Origin of the sequence: Bacillus sp. FSL K6-2971, from assembly GCF_038006405.1 — a bacterium.
Lineage (GTDB): Bacteria > Bacillota > Bacilli > Bacillales > Bacillaceae > Bacillus > Bacillus pumilus.
Window position 1 is genome coordinate 3,094,088 of sequence record NZ_JBBOVD010000001.1, and the last position, 17,964, is coordinate 3,112,051.

At 42.0% G+C, this 17,964-nt stretch carries 19 protein-coding genes and 1 riboswitch; of the genes, 4 read left to right on the top strand and 15 right to left on the bottom strand.

The genetic code is table 11. From position 1 onward, the window contains the following. Window positions 1-16 precede the first annotated feature (16 nt). From MHI33_RS16500 to MHI33_RS16520, 5 genes are all read right to left on the bottom strand, one after another. On the bottom strand, window positions 17-1,003 hold the full coding sequence (locus tag MHI33_RS16500) for an ABC transporter permease subunit (RefSeq protein WP_185107185.1): 987 nt from the start codon (window positions 1,001-1,003) through the stop codon (window positions 17-19). After that, window positions 997-1,875: an ATP-binding cassette domain-containing protein gene (locus MHI33_RS16505; RefSeq protein WP_044142161.1), complete on the bottom strand. Its 879-nt coding sequence runs from the start codon at window positions 1,873-1,875 to the stop codon at window positions 997-999. Before MHI33_RS16505 ends, MHI33_RS16500 begins: the two co-directional genes overlap by 7 nt. Further along, complete coding sequence (locus MHI33_RS16510) at window positions 1,868-2,260, bottom strand: GntR family transcriptional regulator (protein ID WP_065098650.1); 393 nt, start codon at window positions 2,258-2,260, stop codon at window positions 1,868-1,870. The genes MHI33_RS16505 and MHI33_RS16510 overlap by 8 nt, the downstream gene beginning before the upstream one ends. 17 nt (window positions 2,261-2,277) lie before the next feature. Further along, the gene (locus MHI33_RS16515) at window positions 2,278-2,457 is read right to left on the bottom strand and encodes a hypothetical protein (RefSeq protein ID WP_003217546.1); all 180 of its coding nucleotides are present in this window, start codon (window positions 2,455-2,457) and stop codon (window positions 2,278-2,280) included. Between the two features lie 141 nt (window positions 2,458-2,598). Then, entirely contained in the window at window positions 2,599-2,874 is a 276-nt protein-coding gene (locus MHI33_RS16520; RefSeq protein ID WP_340912655.1) for a YtzC family protein, read from the bottom strand. A 152-nt stretch (window positions 2,875-3,026) separates the two neighbouring features. On the opposite strand from MHI33_RS16520, the gene MHI33_RS16525 reads away from it, so the two are divergent. Both MHI33_RS16525 and MHI33_RS16530 read left to right on the top strand, forming a co-directional pair. Beyond that, window positions 3,027-3,992 carry a TIGR01212 family radical SAM protein gene (locus MHI33_RS16525; RefSeq protein WP_012010971.1) on the top strand — a complete coding sequence of 322 codons (966 nt, stop codon included), beginning with the start codon at window positions 3,027-3,029 and terminating at the stop codon, window positions 3,990-3,992. Then, the gene (locus tag MHI33_RS16530) at window positions 3,989-4,570 is read left to right on the top strand and encodes a class I SAM-dependent methyltransferase (protein ID WP_065098651.1); all 582 of its coding nucleotides are present in this window, start codon (window positions 3,989-3,991) and stop codon (window positions 4,568-4,570) included. Before MHI33_RS16525 ends, MHI33_RS16530 begins: the two co-directional genes overlap by 4 nt. 15 nt (window positions 4,571-4,585) lie before the next feature. Here MHI33_RS16530 and MHI33_RS16535 read toward each other — a convergent pair whose 3' ends face one another. Both MHI33_RS16535 and MHI33_RS16540 read right to left on the bottom strand, forming a co-directional pair. After that, complete coding sequence (locus MHI33_RS16535) at window positions 4,586-5,665, bottom strand: tetraprenyl-beta-curcumene synthase family protein (protein ID WP_065098652.1); 1,080 nt, start codon at window positions 5,663-5,665, stop codon at window positions 4,586-4,588. A gap of 31 nt (window positions 5,666-5,696) precedes the next feature. Further along, the gene (locus MHI33_RS16540) at window positions 5,697-6,476 is read right to left on the bottom strand and encodes an alpha/beta hydrolase (protein WP_065098653.1); all 780 of its coding nucleotides are present in this window, start codon (window positions 6,474-6,476) and stop codon (window positions 5,697-5,699) included. A gap of 45 nt (window positions 6,477-6,521) precedes the next feature. Between MHI33_RS16540 and MHI33_RS16545 the strand changes: the two genes are divergently transcribed. Further along, the gene (locus MHI33_RS16545; RefSeq protein ID WP_012010975.1) at window positions 6,522-7,037 is read left to right on the top strand and encodes a gamma carbonic anhydrase; all 516 of its coding nucleotides are present in this window, start codon (window positions 6,522-6,524) and stop codon (window positions 7,035-7,037) included. 344 nt (window positions 7,038-7,381) lie between these two features. Here MHI33_RS16545 and asnB read toward each other — a convergent pair whose 3' ends face one another. After that, on the bottom strand, window positions 7,382-9,280 hold the full coding sequence (gene asnB / locus MHI33_RS16550) for an asparagine synthase (glutamine-hydrolyzing) (protein ID WP_044142155.1): 1,899 nt from the start codon (window positions 9,278-9,280) through the stop codon (window positions 7,382-7,384). Window positions 9,281-9,428: 148 nt separating this feature from the next. Beyond that, window positions 9,429-10,631, bottom strand: a complete 1,203-nt coding sequence (gene metK / locus MHI33_RS16555) for a methionine adenosyltransferase (protein WP_106066859.1) — start codon at window positions 10,629-10,631, stop codon at window positions 9,429-9,431. Between the two features lie 195 nt (window positions 10,632-10,826). Continuing rightward, window positions 10,827-10,960: riboswitch (SAM riboswitch) on the bottom strand. Window positions 10,961-11,187: 227 nt separating this feature from the next. Here metK and pckA point away from each other — a divergent pair. Next, a complete protein-coding gene (gene pckA / locus MHI33_RS16560; protein WP_012010978.1) occupies window positions 11,188-12,774 on the top strand; it encodes a phosphoenolpyruvate carboxykinase (ATP) in 1,587 nt (528 codons plus the stop codon). Between the two features lie 45 nt (window positions 12,775-12,819). Here the strand turns inward: pckA and MHI33_RS16565 are convergent, their stop codons facing one another. The 6 genes from MHI33_RS16565 to MHI33_RS16590 are packed head-to-tail and all read right to left on the bottom strand — an operon-like array spanning window position 12,820 to window position 17,956. Continuing rightward, a complete protein-coding gene (locus MHI33_RS16565) occupies window positions 12,820-13,062 on the bottom strand; it encodes a DUF2584 domain-containing protein (protein ID WP_044142154.1) in 243 nt (80 codons plus the stop codon). Window positions 13,063-13,101: 39 nt separating this feature from the next. After that, the gene (locus MHI33_RS16570; protein ID WP_065098654.1) at window positions 13,102-13,896 is read right to left on the bottom strand and encodes an alpha/beta hydrolase family protein; all 795 of its coding nucleotides are present in this window, start codon (window positions 13,894-13,896) and stop codon (window positions 13,102-13,104) included. Between the two features lie 26 nt (window positions 13,897-13,922). Beyond that, window positions 13,923-15,404, bottom strand: a complete 1,482-nt coding sequence (locus MHI33_RS16575; protein ID WP_340912669.1) for a phytoene desaturase family protein — start codon at window positions 15,402-15,404, stop codon at window positions 13,923-13,925. Beyond that, complete coding sequence (locus tag MHI33_RS16580; protein WP_126741761.1) at window positions 15,401-16,528, bottom strand: glycosyltransferase; 1,128 nt, start codon at window positions 16,526-16,528, stop codon at window positions 15,401-15,403. Before MHI33_RS16580 ends, MHI33_RS16575 begins: the two co-directional genes overlap by 4 nt. Next, window positions 16,513-17,259 (bottom strand): lysophospholipid acyltransferase family protein, encoded by a 747-nt coding sequence (locus tag MHI33_RS16585; protein WP_268453132.1) that lies wholly within the window; start codon window positions 17,257-17,259, stop codon window positions 16,513-16,515. Before MHI33_RS16585 ends, MHI33_RS16580 begins: the two co-directional genes overlap by 16 nt. Then, window positions 17,228-17,956 carry a carotenoid biosynthesis protein gene (locus tag MHI33_RS16590; protein WP_106065804.1) on the bottom strand — a complete coding sequence of 243 codons (729 nt, stop codon included), beginning with the start codon at window positions 17,954-17,956 and terminating at the stop codon, window positions 17,228-17,230. The genes MHI33_RS16585 and MHI33_RS16590 overlap by 32 nt, the downstream gene beginning before the upstream one ends. Window positions 17,957-17,964 lie beyond the last annotated feature (8 nt).

Genomic DNA, 17,964 nt, shown 5'->3' on the forward strand with positions numbered 1-17,964 from the left:
CTCCCCTACTCTCTGTTTATCTTTTTCGATATATTAAGAAATAACTTGTTAGTGCGCCTACAGCTCCACCAATAAGCATGCCAGCGATATAACCAAATATAGAATTATCTGAAGAAAATCCAACCCAGCCAAATCCTAGAACACCGAAGACAATAACCATAATCTGAATGGGCCGGTCGATTTTTTGATAAAGAAAGAAACGGCCATTTCGTTCAATTGGATGTTTTATAAAGCTAATTAAACCAATTAGATAAAATAGAACCATCATGACAATAGGGATAATAATTTTTTCACCCGAGAACCAATGAGGATAATCAGATTGGAAAGGTTCAGTTGTAATGTAAATAATTGGAGACATAGGCGATATCAAATGAACGAAGCTCTTATCTAACCAATCCCCACTTGTCTTCAAGATAAAATCTAAATGAACAATCGGTAATCCGATCACTAAAAAGGGTAAAATAGCTGTGCTGAACCCAACAATTGCTTGTGAAATGGAACTTCCGGTTAAAGTACCAGCTGCAAAAAATAAACTATAAAACATTAAGGAGGTCACAAATGAAATGACATAACCGCTATGAAAGCCAGATGTCTCTAGTGGATTCAGTCCCAAAATAAGTAAATACGTAAGAACATACGATACGGCATGAACGATTGCAATGATTCCAGCACCTAAGAAAAACTTTGTATGATATATTGTACTTCTGTTAAACGGCAAAGATAAGGTAAAGTCCATATGCCCTTTATTTCTCTCAAATCCTAGCTGAATGACAGCAAAGAAGACCCCCATTAACCAAGAAAGGGAGAGAAACACATCTGTATTAAAGAAATAAGAAAAACGCGGTGAATCTACAATACACTCTGCATCCTTTAGACATGTTTGAAAAGACGAATATTCCATTAAGAATGCAAAGGGCGTTGCAAACACCGCAACCAGCATGACTAAAATAAATGTCAGCTCTGATTGCTTCCATTCCTTATATAATAATTGCCGCTTCACCATCTCCGTTTCCCTCCAAACTTTGCAATGAATACTTCTTCTAAATTGACAGGCAGTTCATGCCATACTTTTGGTTGCAGCGACTTTAAGTACTCTTTAGCCTCTACATCGGTTTTAAGAACAAGCGCTGTATAAAAAATGCCAGCTTGATCTAATATAGCAACACCATTTTTTCGTATACTCAAGTTCATATCTTCTTCAAAAGCCATCTGGATTTTGAGATAATCATTCTTTAATTCATCAAGATCCATGACACTTGTGAGTTGATTTCCTTCTAAAAACCCGATTCGGTTACACATACGCTCAATATCCTCTAATCGGTGCGATGTGATGAGAATCGACGTTTCACGTTCCGCTACCTCGTCGATCATGAGCTGAAGAACATCATTTCTTGTGACGGCATCAATACCATCTGTCGGTTCATCTAACAGAATCACGGCTGGCTTGATCGCAAAGCTTAAAATTAATGAGAGCTGCTTTTTTAACCCTGTCGATAGTTCACGGTATTTTACTTTTTCCGGAATTTCATAGCGGTTCACAAGCTCATTGGCATATGTCACGTCAAACTTCGGATAAATATGCTTTAACAGCTGGACAAGCTGCCCGTAATTGTATCTGTCAAAGTAGGGATTGACGACTGGCATATACACAATATTTTGCTTTACTAACGGGTGGTCTTTCACAAGCACGTCTTTAAAATAAATCTCTCCTTCATCTGGAAGAAGAATTTGCTGAATCAAGCGGAGAAGTGTTGTTTTACCAGAGCCATTCCTGCCAAGCAAACCAAAGATCTCACCTTCGCCTATTTTGAAGGAAACGTTACTGAGTACTTCACGACCATTTAATGTCTTCGATACATTTCTAACCTCAATCAACTTTTTTTCCTCCCTCAAGACTTGAGCCGATCTCTTCTATCCATTCCTTCAGTTGTTGAATATCAATACCGGCATAATGAGCTTCTATAATGAGTTGTCTTAATTGCTCCTTCATCTCCAATACCTTCCCTTCATTCAGCTTTAACTGAGCCTCTACTGTTACATACGTACCGCGACCTCTTAGTGTTTCAATAATCCCTTCCCGCTCAAGCTCCTTATATGCTTTACTGACGGTGTTTGGATTGGCGATGATAATAGTGGCGAGCTCTCTGACAGAGGGCAGTTTGTCACCAGGCTTCATTACACCTTTTAGACATAAAATTTTGAGTTGCTCAATGATTTGTTCATATATTGGCGCAGCGCTTCGTGGATCTATTTGAATCATGACGGCTCCCTCTTTCCTCATTCATGCTTTTGCAGTCCTATTGCTTGTTCATGCCCTTGCATTAAAGGGATTGAATTAAGTATCAAATCTTTTTGAACTTCAAAACCAATGAAAACGAGAACGAAAAAAAATGTACATGCTAACACAACAGCCAGCACCATCCACTTCAAATTGATTGGTTTTTTTTCTTTTTTCATGGTTGAACACCTTTCTTCACTTTTTAAGTGTCTTTAGTGTATTAGTTGATGTAGTACACTCAATACAATATAGACACTCAAATAAAAAATCAATAGCCTATCAAAAATAAAAAACAGACCCTTTAAAAAAGGATCTGTTTATCATTCGTTGTCGTAAGAAATACCTAAAATCATTTGATTTTGCAAGCTTTGAATTTGAACACGCGCCCTATCTAACCGCTCTCTTTGCTGGTCATTGGCGATATCTTTTAATTTTTCTAATTCGTTGACTGCATCTTCAAGCATAAGCTGCGCCTTAGAAAATTCGTCCTCATTATAATGCTCTTGGCGTAAGTTCAAATCAAATTGCTCATTTGCAAACTCAAGGGTTTCAGTACTTTTTTGGATAAATTCGTCGATCGACTGCCTTGTTGCCATCCTGCATTCCCTCCATTTCATCATTGCTCACGCCTATTTTGCCCACGTAAAGCTTTTTCACTAAAGAAAATGTTGGACAGATTCAATTGTCCTCCTTCATGATTTTTGTTAAACTTTAAGGATGCCTATTATTACGCAAGGAGGTTACTGACTTGGATCAGCATAACCCTTTTTTATATTCAAACAGCGAAAAACGCTATCACACATGGAACTATCATTTGCGAGAGCACTTTGGTCATAAAGTATTTAAAGTGGCATTAGATGGCGGCTTTGACTGCCCAAACCGTGATGGTACTGTAGCCCACGGAGGCTGTACATTTTGCAGTGCCGCAGGATCTGGTGACTTTGCAGGAAACCGGGCGGATGATCTCGTCACTCAATTTAACGAAATCAAAGACCGGATGCATACAAAATGGAAAGACGGAAAATATATGGCGTATTTTCAGGCGTATACAAACACACACGCCCCGCTTCCTGTTTTAAAGGAAAAATTTGAAACCGTGATGAATTTGGATGGTGTGGTTGGTTTATCTATTGCGACAAGACCTGACTGCCTGCCAGATGACGTGGTGGAGTATTTAGCTGAATTAAATGAGCGCACTTATCTCTGGGTAGAGCTTGGTCTTCAAACGGTTCATGAACGGACAGCGATGCTCATTAACCGTGCCCATGATTATGAATGCTACGTAGAAGGTGTAGAAAAACTGCGAAAACACGGCATTCGTGTCTGCTCGCATATCATCAACGGCTTGCCTCTTGAAAACCGGGACATGATGATGGAGACAGCAAAAGCTGTTGCTGATTTAGATGTGCAAGGAATTAAAATTCATTTGCTTCACCTTTTAAAAGGAACCCCAATGGTCAAGCAATATGAAAAAGGCAAATTGGAGTTTCTAAGCCAGGAAGAATATGTCCAGCTTGTTTGTGATCAGCTAGAGATCCTGCCGCCAGAAATGATTATTCATCGTATTACAGGCGATGGCCCTATTGAATTAATGGTCGGTCCAATGTGGAGTGTAAATAAGTGGGAAGTATTAAATGCCATTAATGCTGAGCTTGAAAGACGTAACAGCTACCAAGGCAAACGTTTCGTCAGATTGGAAGAAGCAGCAAAATGATCTTGAAACGCATGCTCCCTTTTAGTAAAGAGCTGTTAGAACGGGCTTGTCAAAAAGGCGACATCGTCATTGATGCAACGATGGGAAATGGCCACGATACACTCTATTTAGCTGATCTTGTCGGTCATGATGGACAAGTTTTCGCATTCGACGTACAAGAAGAAGCCATACAGCAGACGCGCCAAAGGCTTGGCGAGGGATATCCATATGTTCATCTGATTCACGATGGTCATGAAAAACTGGCTCAACACTTGCCAAGAGATGTATATGCACATATCTCTGGTGCGGTGTTTAACCTTGGGTACTTGCCCGGAGGCGATAAAGCCGTCACTACTCATGCCGATACAACCATTGAAGCCATTGAGCAGCTCCTCGACTGGCTTAAACCCGGAGGTCTGATCGTCCTTGTGATTTATCATGGACACCCAGAAGGGAAAAGAGAAAAAGAAGTGCTTCTCGACTATTGCAGATCACTTCCTCATGAAGAGGTACAAGTTTTATCATATCAATACATGAATATTCAAAACGACCCGCCTTTTGTGGTCGCCATTGAAAAAAAGCTAAAGCTCAAATCCTAATGGATTTGAGCTTTTTTATGAGGATTTCATCCAAGGCATTTTCTGATAGGTCCGGTAAGCTCTTCCGTTGATATAGAAAAAGAACGATGTTTTCCCGCTTGATTTGATCAGCCGTTTTGCCAGCTTATTCATCTCTTTTTGGGCTGTTACTTTTTCATCGGACAAATAGACTGCCAATAATCCTCTGTTAATTAATTTGTGAAAGTTTTCGTGCGGAATGCCTTTCAGCTGTTCATCCGCTTTTTCAATAAAATGCTGAAGTCTATCCATCATCTCATGATGAGAGGCATAGTAGGAGCAAAAGTTCAGATCTCCTCCAAGCCGGTCCTCTTCTTGGTCAATTAGATAATCAAGTAAAATGTGCAGACCTTGAATATAAGGGAAATAGCTTTCGTAAATTTGCTTCGCCTGCTTTTCTGTAAAGTCCGGCTGCAGCGCGTACGCCACAAGACAGAAAATCCCTAACGTTGATCCTGCACAAGCTGAAAATTCATACCATTCCATCTTAGGCAAATCCTTTTCATATTGGCGGAACCATGACTCTAGTCGAGGCACACGTTCATGAGGGACCACGTGTTTATGTACTTGTAAATCACTATAATAATCACACAGCGTGTGTAAATACGGCTGAATAATCGAATAATGCTCAAGGCGTGACAGCACGTCTTGACATGTGCGGACAAGCGCATGTAAATACCCATGATCCTCTTGCTCATCACGGAATTGATAATACGGCTTGAGCTCAGCATGAATATCAAGCGCATCTCTCATTGCTTGATGCAGCATATGAAAATCTTTTGGATCAAGCGACGTACTGCGGTCACATAGGTTATCTAAGTAATCACTGATGGTTTGATACGCCACAATGAATTCAATACACGTTTCTTTCGCCTCACCTGCTAGAAGAGATAAAATACCTCCGCCTTCGCAGTGAAAGGTTTTACTCGATATGCTTGCTAATGCCTGCGTTCGCAGTTCTTCATTTTCAATCATTTCTGCATGAGCTCGCCACTTTTTTAGCTCCTGATGAACAAGCGGAAAAATATCTTTATACACCTTTGTCATCAGTGCAAAAGGACGCTCTGGTACTGACAAATCAATCCACCCCTAACTTAAAAGCTCACCATCAAATATATTGATCTGTAAAGGCTCTTGCTGCCTTAAACACATCTTCTCTTTCCGGTTCATTAAAAATTTCGTGATACAGCTCTTCCCATTCACGATATGATTTATTGGTTGATTCAATGCCATTGAACCATTTGATCACCCTCGTTTTATCGACGATTTTATCATCGCCCGCCTGCATTAAAAGGAGCGGAATCGATTTAAAGACATTCGTAGGCTGCATGGCTGCATCAATATTTTTGATCAGCTCTCGGTACCAGCGAACCGACACCTTTGTTACGTAAAGGGAATCATTTGAGTCTGCCTCAATCACAGCCTGATTTCGTGTGGCTAGTTCAATCGACAGCCCTGACTCGACTTTAAAGGACGGTGCGAGCACATTTAGACCTTTTGATGCAAAATCCATTAGCTTCTTCGGTTTAAATTGCAGACCTAAACAAGGTGATGATAAAATAAGGCCATCAATCTTCGTATGGGTATACTGCTTGACCCACTCAATTGAAATGAGTCCGCCCATACTGTGTCCAAGTAAAAAAGTAGGAAGTCTGAATGATTTCGCATGTTCGATCCATTCATCTACTGTATCAATGTATTCTTGAAACGAACGAATGTGGCCGCGCGCACGTGTCGATGTCCCTTGCCCAGGGAGGTCACCCATGACGACGTGATAGCCGGCATTTCGCCACATTTCGATCACCCATTTATATCGGCCGTGATATTCACTCGCACCATGTACAATCACAATTGTACCAACTGGTCTTTCAGCATGCCAAGTCCACAAAGTAAACACCTCACAAATGTTGTATTAAGAAAGGAAGTCGAAAAAGTGATTTATCCATATCATCAGTTTACACCTGAGATTCATGAATCGGTCTTTGTTGCAGATAACGCCACCATTACTGGAGATGTCACGATTGGAGAATATTCGAGCGTGTGGTTCCAAACCGTCATCAGAGGCGATGTCGCTCCTGTGAGAATTGGAAAAAACGTCAATATTCAAGATTTATCCTGTCTGCATCAAAGTCCTGGAAAAACACTTCTTATAGAAGATGGTGCTACCATTGGACACCAAGTCACATTACATAGCTCAATCATTCGAAAAAATGCCCTCATTGGTATGGGGTCTATCATTCTCGATGGTGCAGAAATTGGCGAAGGTGCCTTTATCGGTGCAGGTAGTCTTGTCCCTCAAGGAAAGGTCATTCCAAAAGGATCACTCGCTTTCGGCCGTCCAGCCAAGGTCGTCCGGCAGTTAACAGATGAAGATATCCAAGACATGGACAGAATCCGTAGAGAATATGTAGAAAAAGGACAATACTATCGTTCCCTTATATCCCGTTAACATCATACGCGTATCTTCACTTTATCATGTTTTTTTCAGGATATTAAGCAATAACTATGAACCGCTTGTTATTTTACCCTTTTCCGCCGCTTTCTATCATAACAAAAAAGGTTTTCAGCTTTGTGCTGAAAACCTCAGATTGTTGACAAAGGGCTAAAATGACTTTTATTTTAGCCCTTTGTCTTCTTTTCTGCGTGATAGAAAACCTTTGCAGTCTAGAAAGGACGAGTACTGGCGCGGAGCGAATTTGACATTCGTGAGCACCAGCACGCAGGACTGACACCGAATGCGAGGGTTTGTCTACACGCTGAGGTTTTCAGCTTTGTGCTGAAAACCTTTTTTCATTAACTAAAGATAACTTCTTTCGGTTGATGATTCAACTGCTCTGGATCAATGCTGCGCTCCACATAAATGCTGTGCCAAATCATAAAGATAAGGACGGTCCAAATCTTACGGCTATGATCTGCTTTACCAGCACAATGCTCATTTAATAAATCAAGCACATACTCTTTGTTAATGTATTCATCTGTTTGACTGTTTTTGATGATGTCTTTTGCCCAAGCATTCATCTCATTTTTCAACCAATGACGAATTGGCACAGGGAAACCAAGCTTTTTACGGTTTAACACATGGTCAGGCACAATGCCTTCTGCTGCTTTACGCAATAAATATTTCGTTGTGCCATCTTTTGTTTTCAGCTCTTCTGGAATTTTAGAAGCCGCTTCAAAAACGACCTTATCAAGGAATGGAACACGAAGCTCAAGAGAATTCGCCATCGTCATCTTGTCTGCTTTCAATAAGATGTCTCCGCGCATCCACGTATGGATATCAACATATTGCATTTTGTTAATATCACTGTAGCCTGCGCTTTCCTCAAAGTATGTCTTCGTTACGTCACGATACGTGATGCTTGGATCATAATGCTTTAAGAGGTTTTTCTTCACTGGCTCTTCAAAGATTTTCGCATTACCGATATAACGTTCCTCTAATGGCGTACAGCCGCGAACGATAAAGCTCTTCCCTTTCATTCCTTCTGGCATTAAACGAGCCAGACGAAGAAGAAGCTTTTTCAGCATAGATGGTACAGATTCAAATGGTTTAAGAGAAATAGGCTCACGGTAAATATTATATCCACCGAACAGCTCGTCCGCTCCTTCACCTGAAAGAACAACCGTCACTTGTTTCTTCGCTTCTTTTGCCACGAAATACAATGGAATCGCCGCCGGATCAGCTAAAGGATCGTCTAAATGCCAGACAATCTTCGGAAGCTCGTTCATATATTCCTCTGGAGAAATGACGGCGCTGAAGTTTTGTAAGCCTAGCTTATCAGCTGTTTCCTTCGCGACATCGACTTCACTAAAGCCATCTTGCTGGAAGCCAACAGAGAATGTCTTCAGTTCAGGGTGTAATTCCTTTGCGACAGACACGATGAAGGAAGAATCAATACCACCTGAGAGGAATGAACCAACAGGTACATCACTTCTCATGTGAACTTTCACAGAATCATAGATCGCATCACGTACTTCTTCGATTAACTTCTGTTCTTGTGTTTGCTCAGGCTTGAATTGAACTTTCCAGTATGTCTTAAATTCGATCTCCTGTCCTGGGCGTAAAATAAACTGATGACCAGGCTCAACTTTATGCACCTTTTGATCAAGCGTATTTGGCTCAGGAACGAATTGGAACGACATGTACTGCTGCAATGAAGTCTCATCAAATAAAATGTTCTCGTTCACAGCCATCAAGCTTTTGCGCTCAGACGCAAAATACACTTGCTCATCCATTTGTGTAAAATAAAGCGGTTTGATACCAAAAGGATCTCTTGCGCCATATAATTGCTGCGCTTCTTTATCCCAAATTAAAAATGCAAACATGCCGCGAAGCTTAGAAGCCGCTTCTTCTTTATAATGACGGTATGTGGCAAGCAGTACTTCCGTATCAGAATCTGTGCTGAACGTATAGCCCTTTTTCACAAGCTCTTCCTTCAGCTCCACATAGTTATAAATTTCCCCGTTAAAAATAATCCAATACTTTTCATCTTCATAAGAAAGCGGCTGCTTTCCGTGCTCAACATCTATAATACTTAAACGTCTAAATCCAAATCCTACATGCTCATCATGAAAGTAACCCTCATCATCCGGACCACGGTGAACGATGAGACGATTCATTTGTTTAATTAACTCTTCCTGCTCAGTAGTTTCGGACAATGGACGGTGATTAAACACACCAACAAACCCACACATATTATTGCCTCCACGTTATGTTATTTCTTAAAAGTAGACCTATAATTAGACAGTTATTTGTCCGATTTTGTTTCACATTTTTTCGCTTATTGTAGAATTTTTTTTAATCAAAAGGAAAACCGCTTAAAATAAGCGGTTTTATATGTTGTTATTGTCCTAATGCTTCCTTGCGAAGTGTATCGGCTTTATCCGTTTTTTCCCACGGAAGATCTAAATCATGACGGCCGAAATGTCCGTATGCAGCTGTTTGTTTGTAGATCGGACGACGCAGGTCAAGCATTTTAATAATGCCAGCTGGACGAAGATCGAAGTTCGCACGAACCACTTCAATTAATTTTTCTTCAGAAGCTTTTCCTGTTCCGAAAGTATCAATTGAAATCGATACAGGCTGTGCAACACCAATTGCATAAGCAAGTTGTACTTCACAAGAATCTGCAAGGCCGGCAGCTACAATGTTTTTCGCTACGTAACGAGCAGCGTATGCCGCTGAACGGTCAACCTTTGTTGCGTCCTTCCCAGAGAAAGCACCGCCGCCATGACGAGCGTATCCGCCATACGTATCAACGATGATTTTACGTCCAGTTAAACCAGCATCCCCTTGAGGTCCACCGATCACGAAACGGCCAGTTGGGTTAATAAAGTATTTTGTCTGTTCATCAATCAGTTCACTTGGAACGACAGGGCTGATGACATGCTCTTTTAAGTCGCTTTGAATTTGTTCAAGCGTCACTTCTGGTGCATGCTGCGTAGAAATAACCACTGTATCAATACGAACAGGTTTATTTTGATCATCATATTCTACTGTTACTTGTGTTTTTCCATCTGGACGTAGATAAGAAAGTGTTTGATCCTTGCGAACTTCAGTTAAACGGAGAGATAATTTATGCGCTAGTGAAATCGGCAGCGGCATAAGTTCTTCGGTTTCGTTGTTGGCAAAACCAAACATCAATCCTTGGTCACCTGCACCGATCGCATCAAGTTCTTCTTCAGTCATTGTGCCTTCACGTGCTTCAAGCGCTTTGTCTACACCTTGCGCAATATCAGCAGACTGTTCATCAATAGATGTGAGCACTGCACATGTTTCCGCATCAAAACCATATTTCGCACGCGTGTAGCCAATTTCCTTAATCGTGTCACGCACCGTCTTTGGAATATCGACATAAGTAGACGTTGTAATTTCTCCGCTTACTAATACGAGACCCGTTGTAACAGAAGTTTCACAGGCAACACGTGCATTTGGATCTTTCTTTAAAATTTCATCCAAAATGCTGTCTGAAATTTGATCACAGATTTTATCCGGATGTCCTTCTGTCACTGATTCTGAAGTAAATAAACGACGATTTTGACTCATAATGGCTATTTCCTCCTGTACAAGACCACATCATCCCAAGATGAGGCCTCCAATATGATACGGAACTCGTTCCCTCTTATATTTGAAAACGTTTCTATTAGAGATGTTATTGGCAATTTGTTCATATGATGTCCCAAAAATAAAAAAACCATTTCCTTCATTGCGAGGAAAGGGTCTGGGATCGCATGCCTTTCACTCTTATCGCTCAAGGTGTTCTTGTACCTTGCATCAGGTTAGCACCTTGGTTTCTCAGCATATTCATGCCTTTTCATAAGAAACCGGTTGCTGGGCTTCATCGGGCCTGTCCCTCCACCAACTCGGGATAAGAGTATCCGTTCAATAAGATATCTTATCTTAAACACTTGCGTCATGTCAATGCTTCATCAGAATTATCTTCCCTTTTTTTCACCACAATATGAGCATCACCAAAAAGCATATTTTCATAGCAGAAATGAAAAAACACACACAAAAATATTTAAATAGTATAGACTATTGTTATGAATGTGTTATACTAATTGAAACAAAACAAATTCAACGGTAAAGGAAGGGTTTTTTTATGAACTCAGTGGATTTAAAAGAAGATTTGCAGTCATTGCTCTCATTAGAAAATACGCACCAAAATTTATCTGTTCCGAAACTTGTTGAAAAGATTTTGGCACGTGATGAAGGCGTTTTAACATCAACAGGAGCTGTCCGTGCTACAACGGGTGCCTACACAGGACGTTCGCCTAAAGATAAATTTATCGTGAAAGAAGAAAGCTCTGAACATAAAATTGATTGGGGTCAAGTCAACCAGCCGATTTCTAAAGAAGCATTTGACCGTTTATATACAAAGGTTGTGTCATACTTAAAAGAACGTGATGAACTATTCGTCTTTGAAGGATTTGCCGGCGCAGATGAAAGATACCGTATGCCAATTACAGTGGTAAACGAATTTGCATGGCACAATCTCTTTGCAAAGCAACTATTCATCAGACCTGACGGATCAACACCTTCTTCAAACGAAAAACCATTCACCATCTTATCTGCACCGCATTTTAAAGCAGATCCTGAAACAGATGGCACAAACTCTGAAACGTTTATTATCGTTTCTTTTGAAAAACGCACCATTCTGATCGGTGGAACAGAGTATGCAGGAGAGATGAAAAAGTCCATCTTCTCTGTCATGAACTACCTGCTTCCTGAGCAAGATATTTTATCCATGCACTGCTCAGCAAACGTCGGTCAAGAAGGCGATGTCGCACTATTCTTCGGCCTTTCAGGTACTGGGAAAACGACGCTTTCTGCAAGTGCAAGCCGCAAGCTGATCGGTGACGATGAACACGGCTGGTCTGGCTCAGGAGTCTTCAATATTGAGGGCGGATGCTATGCGAAATGTGTGAACTTAAGCGAAGAAAAAGAGCCGCAAATCTACAAAGCCATCAGCTTTGGATCAGTTCTTGAAAATGTTGTGCTTGATGAAGAAACACGTGAAGCAGATTATGATGATACGTTCTTCACTGAAAACACACGAGCTGCTTACCCAATCGAAATGATTGATAACATCGTGAAGCCAAGTATCGCAGGACACCCATCTGCCATTGTCTTCTTAACAGCTGATGCATTTGGCGTTTTACCTCCAATCAGCCGTTTAACAAAAGAACAGGCGATGTACCATTTCTTGAGCGGTTACACAAGTAAATTAGCAGGAACTGAGCGCGGTGTCACATCACCAGAAACGACATTCTCTACTTGCTTTGGTTCACCATTCTTGCCGCTTCCAGCTCACGTCTATGCTGAAATGCTTGGCAAGAAAATTGATGAGCACGGCGCAAAAGTATTCCTTGTGAATACAGGCTGGACTGGCGGAGGTTATGGTACAGGCAAACGTATGAACCTAGCGCATACAAGAGCAATGGTGCAAGCAGCGATCGAAGGCGACCTCGACAACGCCGAAATGATCACTGATGACATCTTTGGATTACACATCCCGCTTCATATTCCTGGCGTACCAGATGAAGTGCTTCAACCATCTAAAACATGGGATGACCAAGAGGCTTATCAAGAAAAAGCACACTTCCTTGCCAATGAATTTAAAAAGAACTTCCAAAAATTCAGCCATGCAGCAAGTGACATTGAAGCCAAAGGCGGACCACTCGTATAATCAAATGACAAAAGCTGAGGGGAATCATTCCCTCAGCTTTTTTTGTTAGTTCGTTGAATGTAATGATACGAGACGGTAAGTCACCTTTGTCACATTGTCTGTAAGCTCTAGCTTTTCAACGAGTGCTGTCCCTGTTTTTTCTCCGTCTTTCGTTTTACGCACCTCAAGCGGAATATTTAATGGATAAATGCGGTACCCTTCCTTCATGAGTTCAAATACATTCTCTTCAATTCTTGTCTCTTTTCCCTTCGTGACAATCATTGTATTAAATTCAACAGGCATTCCCATATTGAAAATCCCCCTACTTTCTAAATTTCGTTATACTGCTTATTTTACCACATTTCCGCTTTTCCGGCTGTGCATCCACGTCGTCAGCCTTCTGACAATTTCCCGATTATGCTGCGGCGGAAAATAATGGTTGTATCCATGGAAATACCAAGTCTCCACTGACTTTCCGTGCTGACGCAGCGCATTTTCTAATAAATACGCATGCTCAATGGATACATTCTGATCCTCTTCTCCGTGGATGATGAGAACAGGCGCTTCAATTTTATCCACATCATTTAAAGGCGTTCTATCCTCATAGGCCTCTGGCACCTTGTGCGGGGGACCGCCAATCACACGTTTCATCATCCTTCTCATATCCACACGCTCTTCATAGGTGAGCTTCATATCACTGACGCCTCCCCATGTCACAAAGGAAGCGGCCTCCTGTTTCATTTCAACAGCGGTCCAAATGCCCATAATGCCTCCGCGCGAAAAACCAAAGATATGAATACGATCCTGCTTCACCTTTTTATGATGCTTTAACAATTGAAAGGCAGCAAAAGCATCTTTCCGGTCCTCTCCGGCAAAGTCTTCGTTTCCTTCGCCTCCCTGATTTCCTCTGTAAAAGGGCGCAAATACAACAAATCCCTGCGCGGCAAATTGCACAATCCGGCCTGGTCTGACCATCCCCACATTTTTTATGCCGCCTCTTAAATACAAAAAGCCATCATAGAGATCTTCTCCGGCTGGTTCAGCGAGCAACCCTTTGATCCGAAGTCCATCTGCCTCATAGGTCACTGTAAATAAGTGAATATGCGGATGGGGGGACGGAAACCTTCTTTTTTCCACAATCACTTGATTTCTCTCCTTTTCATCTGTTCTTACGTCAAATGCTTGATGATCGCTTCTGCCACAAGCTGGCCTGATTTAGTCACCATCGGCGTGCCGCCGCCTGGATGACTCGTTCCTCCAACAAACCAAAGTCCTTCAATGTCCTTTGACTGATTATTGATGCGGAAGAACGCCTGCTTGAACGAGTTGGAAGACATACCATAAATGGCTCCATAATATGCGCCCGTTTTCTGCTGCAGATCAAGCGGAGTTTGAACCGCTTCATATTCGGCCACATTATCCAGATCAAAGAGACCCTTTTCCTTTAATTTTGTTTTCATAAGCTGCGGGTATGTCTCCTTTAGCATGTCCCAATCTTGCTCTTTTGTCACATAAGGCGCATTCGCCAGTACAAACAAGTTGCTTCTTCCCGGTCCTCCGCTTAAAGCTGGTTCTGAATGACCTGAATAACATATGTAAAGCGTTGGATCCTGAGGCAGTTGTTTTTTCTGAAAAATATCCTTGAATTCTTGCTCATAATTCTCTGGGAAAAACACATTGTGATGGGACAGCTGTTCATAGACTTTAGGTACACCTAATAAGAGAACAAAGCCAGATAGTGACGGTTCAATGGCAGCAAACTTTTGATTTAAAAAGCTCGGACGGTCTTTCTCATCAATCAGATGGCGGTAGACAGTCAGCGCGTCCGCTCCGGCAATGACTTGATCTGCTTCATACATCTGGTGAGCCGTTTCTACTCCTTTGATTCGCCGGTCCTTCACATGAATCTTGTTGACTTGTTCATTCAGGTGAATCTGTACGCCTAATTCCTTTGCCAAAGTCTCAAATGCTTCAACTAAACGATATGTACCGCCCTTTATTGCATATATCCCTTTCTCCCCTTCTAAATACGCCATCATATTAAAAATAGCCGGAGCCTCATAGGGAGAAGAGCCGATGTATGTAGCATACCGTCCAAACATCGCCAATGTATGCGGATGATGGAAATATTGACGCAGCAAACGTTGAACGGTTGTAAACGGTTTGACAGAGAGAAATGCTTTCACGAGCTTTACATCCGCCTTATCCTTCCACGTCAATAACAAACGATTTAAAAACTGATCCTCAGCCTGTTGAAAAAGCATCTTTGATTCCTGTAAAAATGCACGGTATTGCTTCGCATCTTCAGGACTGAATGCTGCAATTTGTGATTCCATCTGCTCAATATTCGGCGTAAATTCGACCGTATGTCCATCTGAAAAAACATTTTTGGTCAGAGGAGAAATCGGATAAAATGTGACGTAATCTTCCATCCGTCTATGACAGGAAGCAAATACTTCCTCAAAGTATGACTTCATTGTAATGGTACTCGGTCCTAGATCAAAAGAATAGCCAGCCCCTTGATGGCGCTGCAATTTCCCGCCTAAAGCTGCTTCTTTTTCTAATATGGTGACCTGAACCCCGCGTGACTGTAAGCGGATCGCTGCTGATAATCCACCAAGCCCGCCGCCGATGATGATCACTTTTTTCATTCGTACCTTCTCCCTTTCCATTCATACCCTTCTTTTTTCAGCCCGATTTTCATAGAAGCAAAGCCAATGGCGATCAGACTCAAAATACTGAGCGGTAATAAAAAGGCCATTGCAGATGTTCTTCCGTTCTCAATATCAATTGCCGCTTTGATCGACACACCTAGTCCGTAGCAAAGAATGGCTAAGCATATACTAAGCACATCCAGCTTTAGCAAAGCCACCATCAAGCAAATGATTGGAGCCAAATAAAGCAGGGTGTATAAACAAAAGACACTGCTTAACAAAGCAATGCTTCGATTGACACCTGGAAACAAATTTTTCCTGTAACCTTCCCATACCTCTTGTCCACTCTCATACATTCTCATATACACAAACGGATGAATGCTTGCAAGTGTGAACGGAAAGCCTTGTTCCTTCACCCGTCTAGCCAATGCCATATCATCCACTAGCGAATCCTTAATCGCTTCATGCCCGCCGATATTGTGATAGCAACTCTTTTCAATGGCAATAAAGCCCCCATGTGCGGCGGCAAAAGCCGAATTCTTTGATTTTCTGACCCACTTCACAGGCAGATGACAGCCAATCGTAAACATCATCATGGGAACGACAAGATGCTCAAAGAATGTTCCTGTTTTTTGCTCTGGGAAACCTGACAGCATGCCCATTTTTTGCGCGCATAACTGCTCATACACAGCTTCAATTGCTCCCCGTTTCAACCGGACATCCGCATCTAAAAATAACAGCCAATCAGAAGCCGCCACCTCAGCGAGCTGAGAACAGGCGTATGATTTTCCTAGCCAGCCTGGCTTTAATGGCCGGCCTGACTGCACACGAATCCATGGATATGTTTGTGAGAAGCGCTCCACAATCGCTCTTGTCTGATCGGCCGAATGATCATCAAGTACAATTACCTCTTTCGGATAAAGACGTTGATCAACGATCGACTGAAGACAGGCTTCTATCCGTTTCTCCTCATTTCTAGCCGGAATCAAGATCGATAACGAAATAGGTTCATCTGGCGAAAAGGAAGCGGGCTTTAACACAGGGAACTGCTTCATATTCCATATGGTGAATAGAAACTGACAAAGCAACAGCACACTGATTACAGTTAAGAAGAGCGCCATGTTCTCACCCACTTTTTAAAAGAATCAAACGCATCACTTGTTGACTGACTTGTCCTTGTGACCTGTTTAAATTCTTCGTTAATTGAAAAATCAGGATCCGCAATGATCTGTGATTGATGTCTGTTTAACTGCGTTTCAAGCAGATCGCCAAGTATACGCGTCATGTCCTTGCTTCGCAGGGAGCTTCCAGATACGATGGCATCATCACCGAACACAACAGAAACTATCGGCTTTTGATATTGATTAAATGTATACTGCAAGGTTACAGGCTTCACCACGACTTGTTCAAATTGCCTCACTAAAAAAGAAGCCCCGCCTTCCAGTTCAAGCGGTCTCACGTCCTGATGCATAATTTTCCCCTGTGGAAAAAGCCATACCGCTCCGCCATCCTGCATGTTCTCTCTTGCAGTCATTAATGCTTGCTTCACACTTTTCAGATTCTCTTTATGAACTGGAAACGCTCCAAGCTTTCGGAAAAAAGCATATTGCTTCAGCTGCTTCTCTTCCATCATCATGTAGTGATCAAGTTCAGACGCCTTTTCTGTTAAAAGAAAAATGATCAGTCCATCCCACCATGAGCTATGATTGGCGAGATAAAGAACTGGCAGGTTTTCCTTCGGGTCCACCGAACCTTTCATCATGACACAGCGGAAATGCTTATGGAGTAAATATCGCTCTAGATAAAGTGAAAATAGACGTCTAAACGATCGGCTTTTGTCGCTTTCTTTCAAATCGAACCCTTCCTTCACACAAAATGACAATGATCAGTGCTAAATAAAAAATGACATCGAGTCCGCCCTTTAATGCCAAAAGACCAAAAAAGAACACCATCGCCTGATAAATACGACTCGTCCAGCTGAGTACCTTTTGATCAATTGAGACAAGCGGGAAAAGAAATGAAAGTCCTGCTCCAATCATACCCCAGCTCACAAAATTCTCAAAAGGAATACCATAAAACCCACCGCCGTCATACCACACCCAAAACTTCCGCTCAGCTGCTACTGGATCTAATATGAGGTCAAGCAACACAATCCATATCCCTGTTTCGACGGCTCGTCTCCACTTTGACTGCTGACTGGATAAAAAAAGGCTGTTTAAAAACACGCCAACCCAAGCAAATGCAATGGTTAACGGTACCCCCGCCACTAGAAAACCTAGCGTCGGATAATAGTCATAGGCCCCAAATGGGAACCCCGTTGTGATCCCTACCCACTCCACCGTAAATGTAAGCACCCCGACAATGACTGCCCTTTTGATGACAAACCCCCATGACCCATATATCTGTCGCCCAATCTCGATGACGCAGCAAGCATACAGCACAAGAAAGATTCCGTTTGCAAACTGAAGCCATGCTGGCACTTCAAAAAAGACCATTAAGATCAGACCTACTAAATACCATCCAATAAATACCCAACTCAATCTATACACGAAACCGC

Coding starts and splice junctions, on each gene's coding strand:
- MHI33_RS16500 (WP_185107185.1), bottom strand. CDS start 1,003: ATGGTGAAGCGGCAATTATTATATAAGGAATGGAAGCAATCAGAGCTG.
- MHI33_RS16510 (WP_065098650.1), bottom strand. CDS start 2,260: ATGATTCAAATAGATCCACGAAGCGCTGCGCCAATATATGAACAAATC.
- MHI33_RS16515 (WP_003217546.1), bottom strand. CDS start 2,457: ATGAAAAAAGAAAAAAAACCAATCAATTTGAAGTGGATGGTGCTGGCT.
- MHI33_RS16520 (WP_340912655.1), bottom strand. CDS start 2,874: ATGGCAACAAGGCAGTCGATCGACGAATTTATCCAAAAAAGTACTGAA.
- MHI33_RS16530 (WP_065098651.1), top strand. CDS start 3,989: ATGATCTTGAAACGCATGCTCCCTTTTAGTAAAGAGCTGTTAGAACGG.
- asnB (WP_044142155.1), bottom strand. CDS start 9,280: ATGTGTGGGTTTGTTGGTGTGTTTAATCACCGTCCATTGTCCGAAACT.
- metK (WP_106066859.1), bottom strand. CDS start 10,631: ATGAGTCAAAATCGTCGTTTATTTACTTCAGAATCAGTGACAGAAGGA.
- pckA (WP_012010978.1), top strand. CDS start 11,188: ATGAACTCAGTGGATTTAAAAGAAGATTTGCAGTCATTGCTCTCATTA.
- MHI33_RS16565 (WP_044142154.1), bottom strand. CDS start 13,062: ATGGGAATGCCTGTTGAATTTAATACAATGATTGTCACGAAGGGAAAA.
- MHI33_RS16575 (WP_340912669.1), bottom strand. CDS start 15,404: ATGAAAAAAGTGATCATCATCGGCGGCGGGCTTGGTGGATTATCAGCA.
- MHI33_RS16580 (WP_126741761.1), bottom strand. CDS start 16,528: ATGGCGCTCTTCTTAACTGTAATCAGTGTGCTGTTGCTTTGTCAGTTT.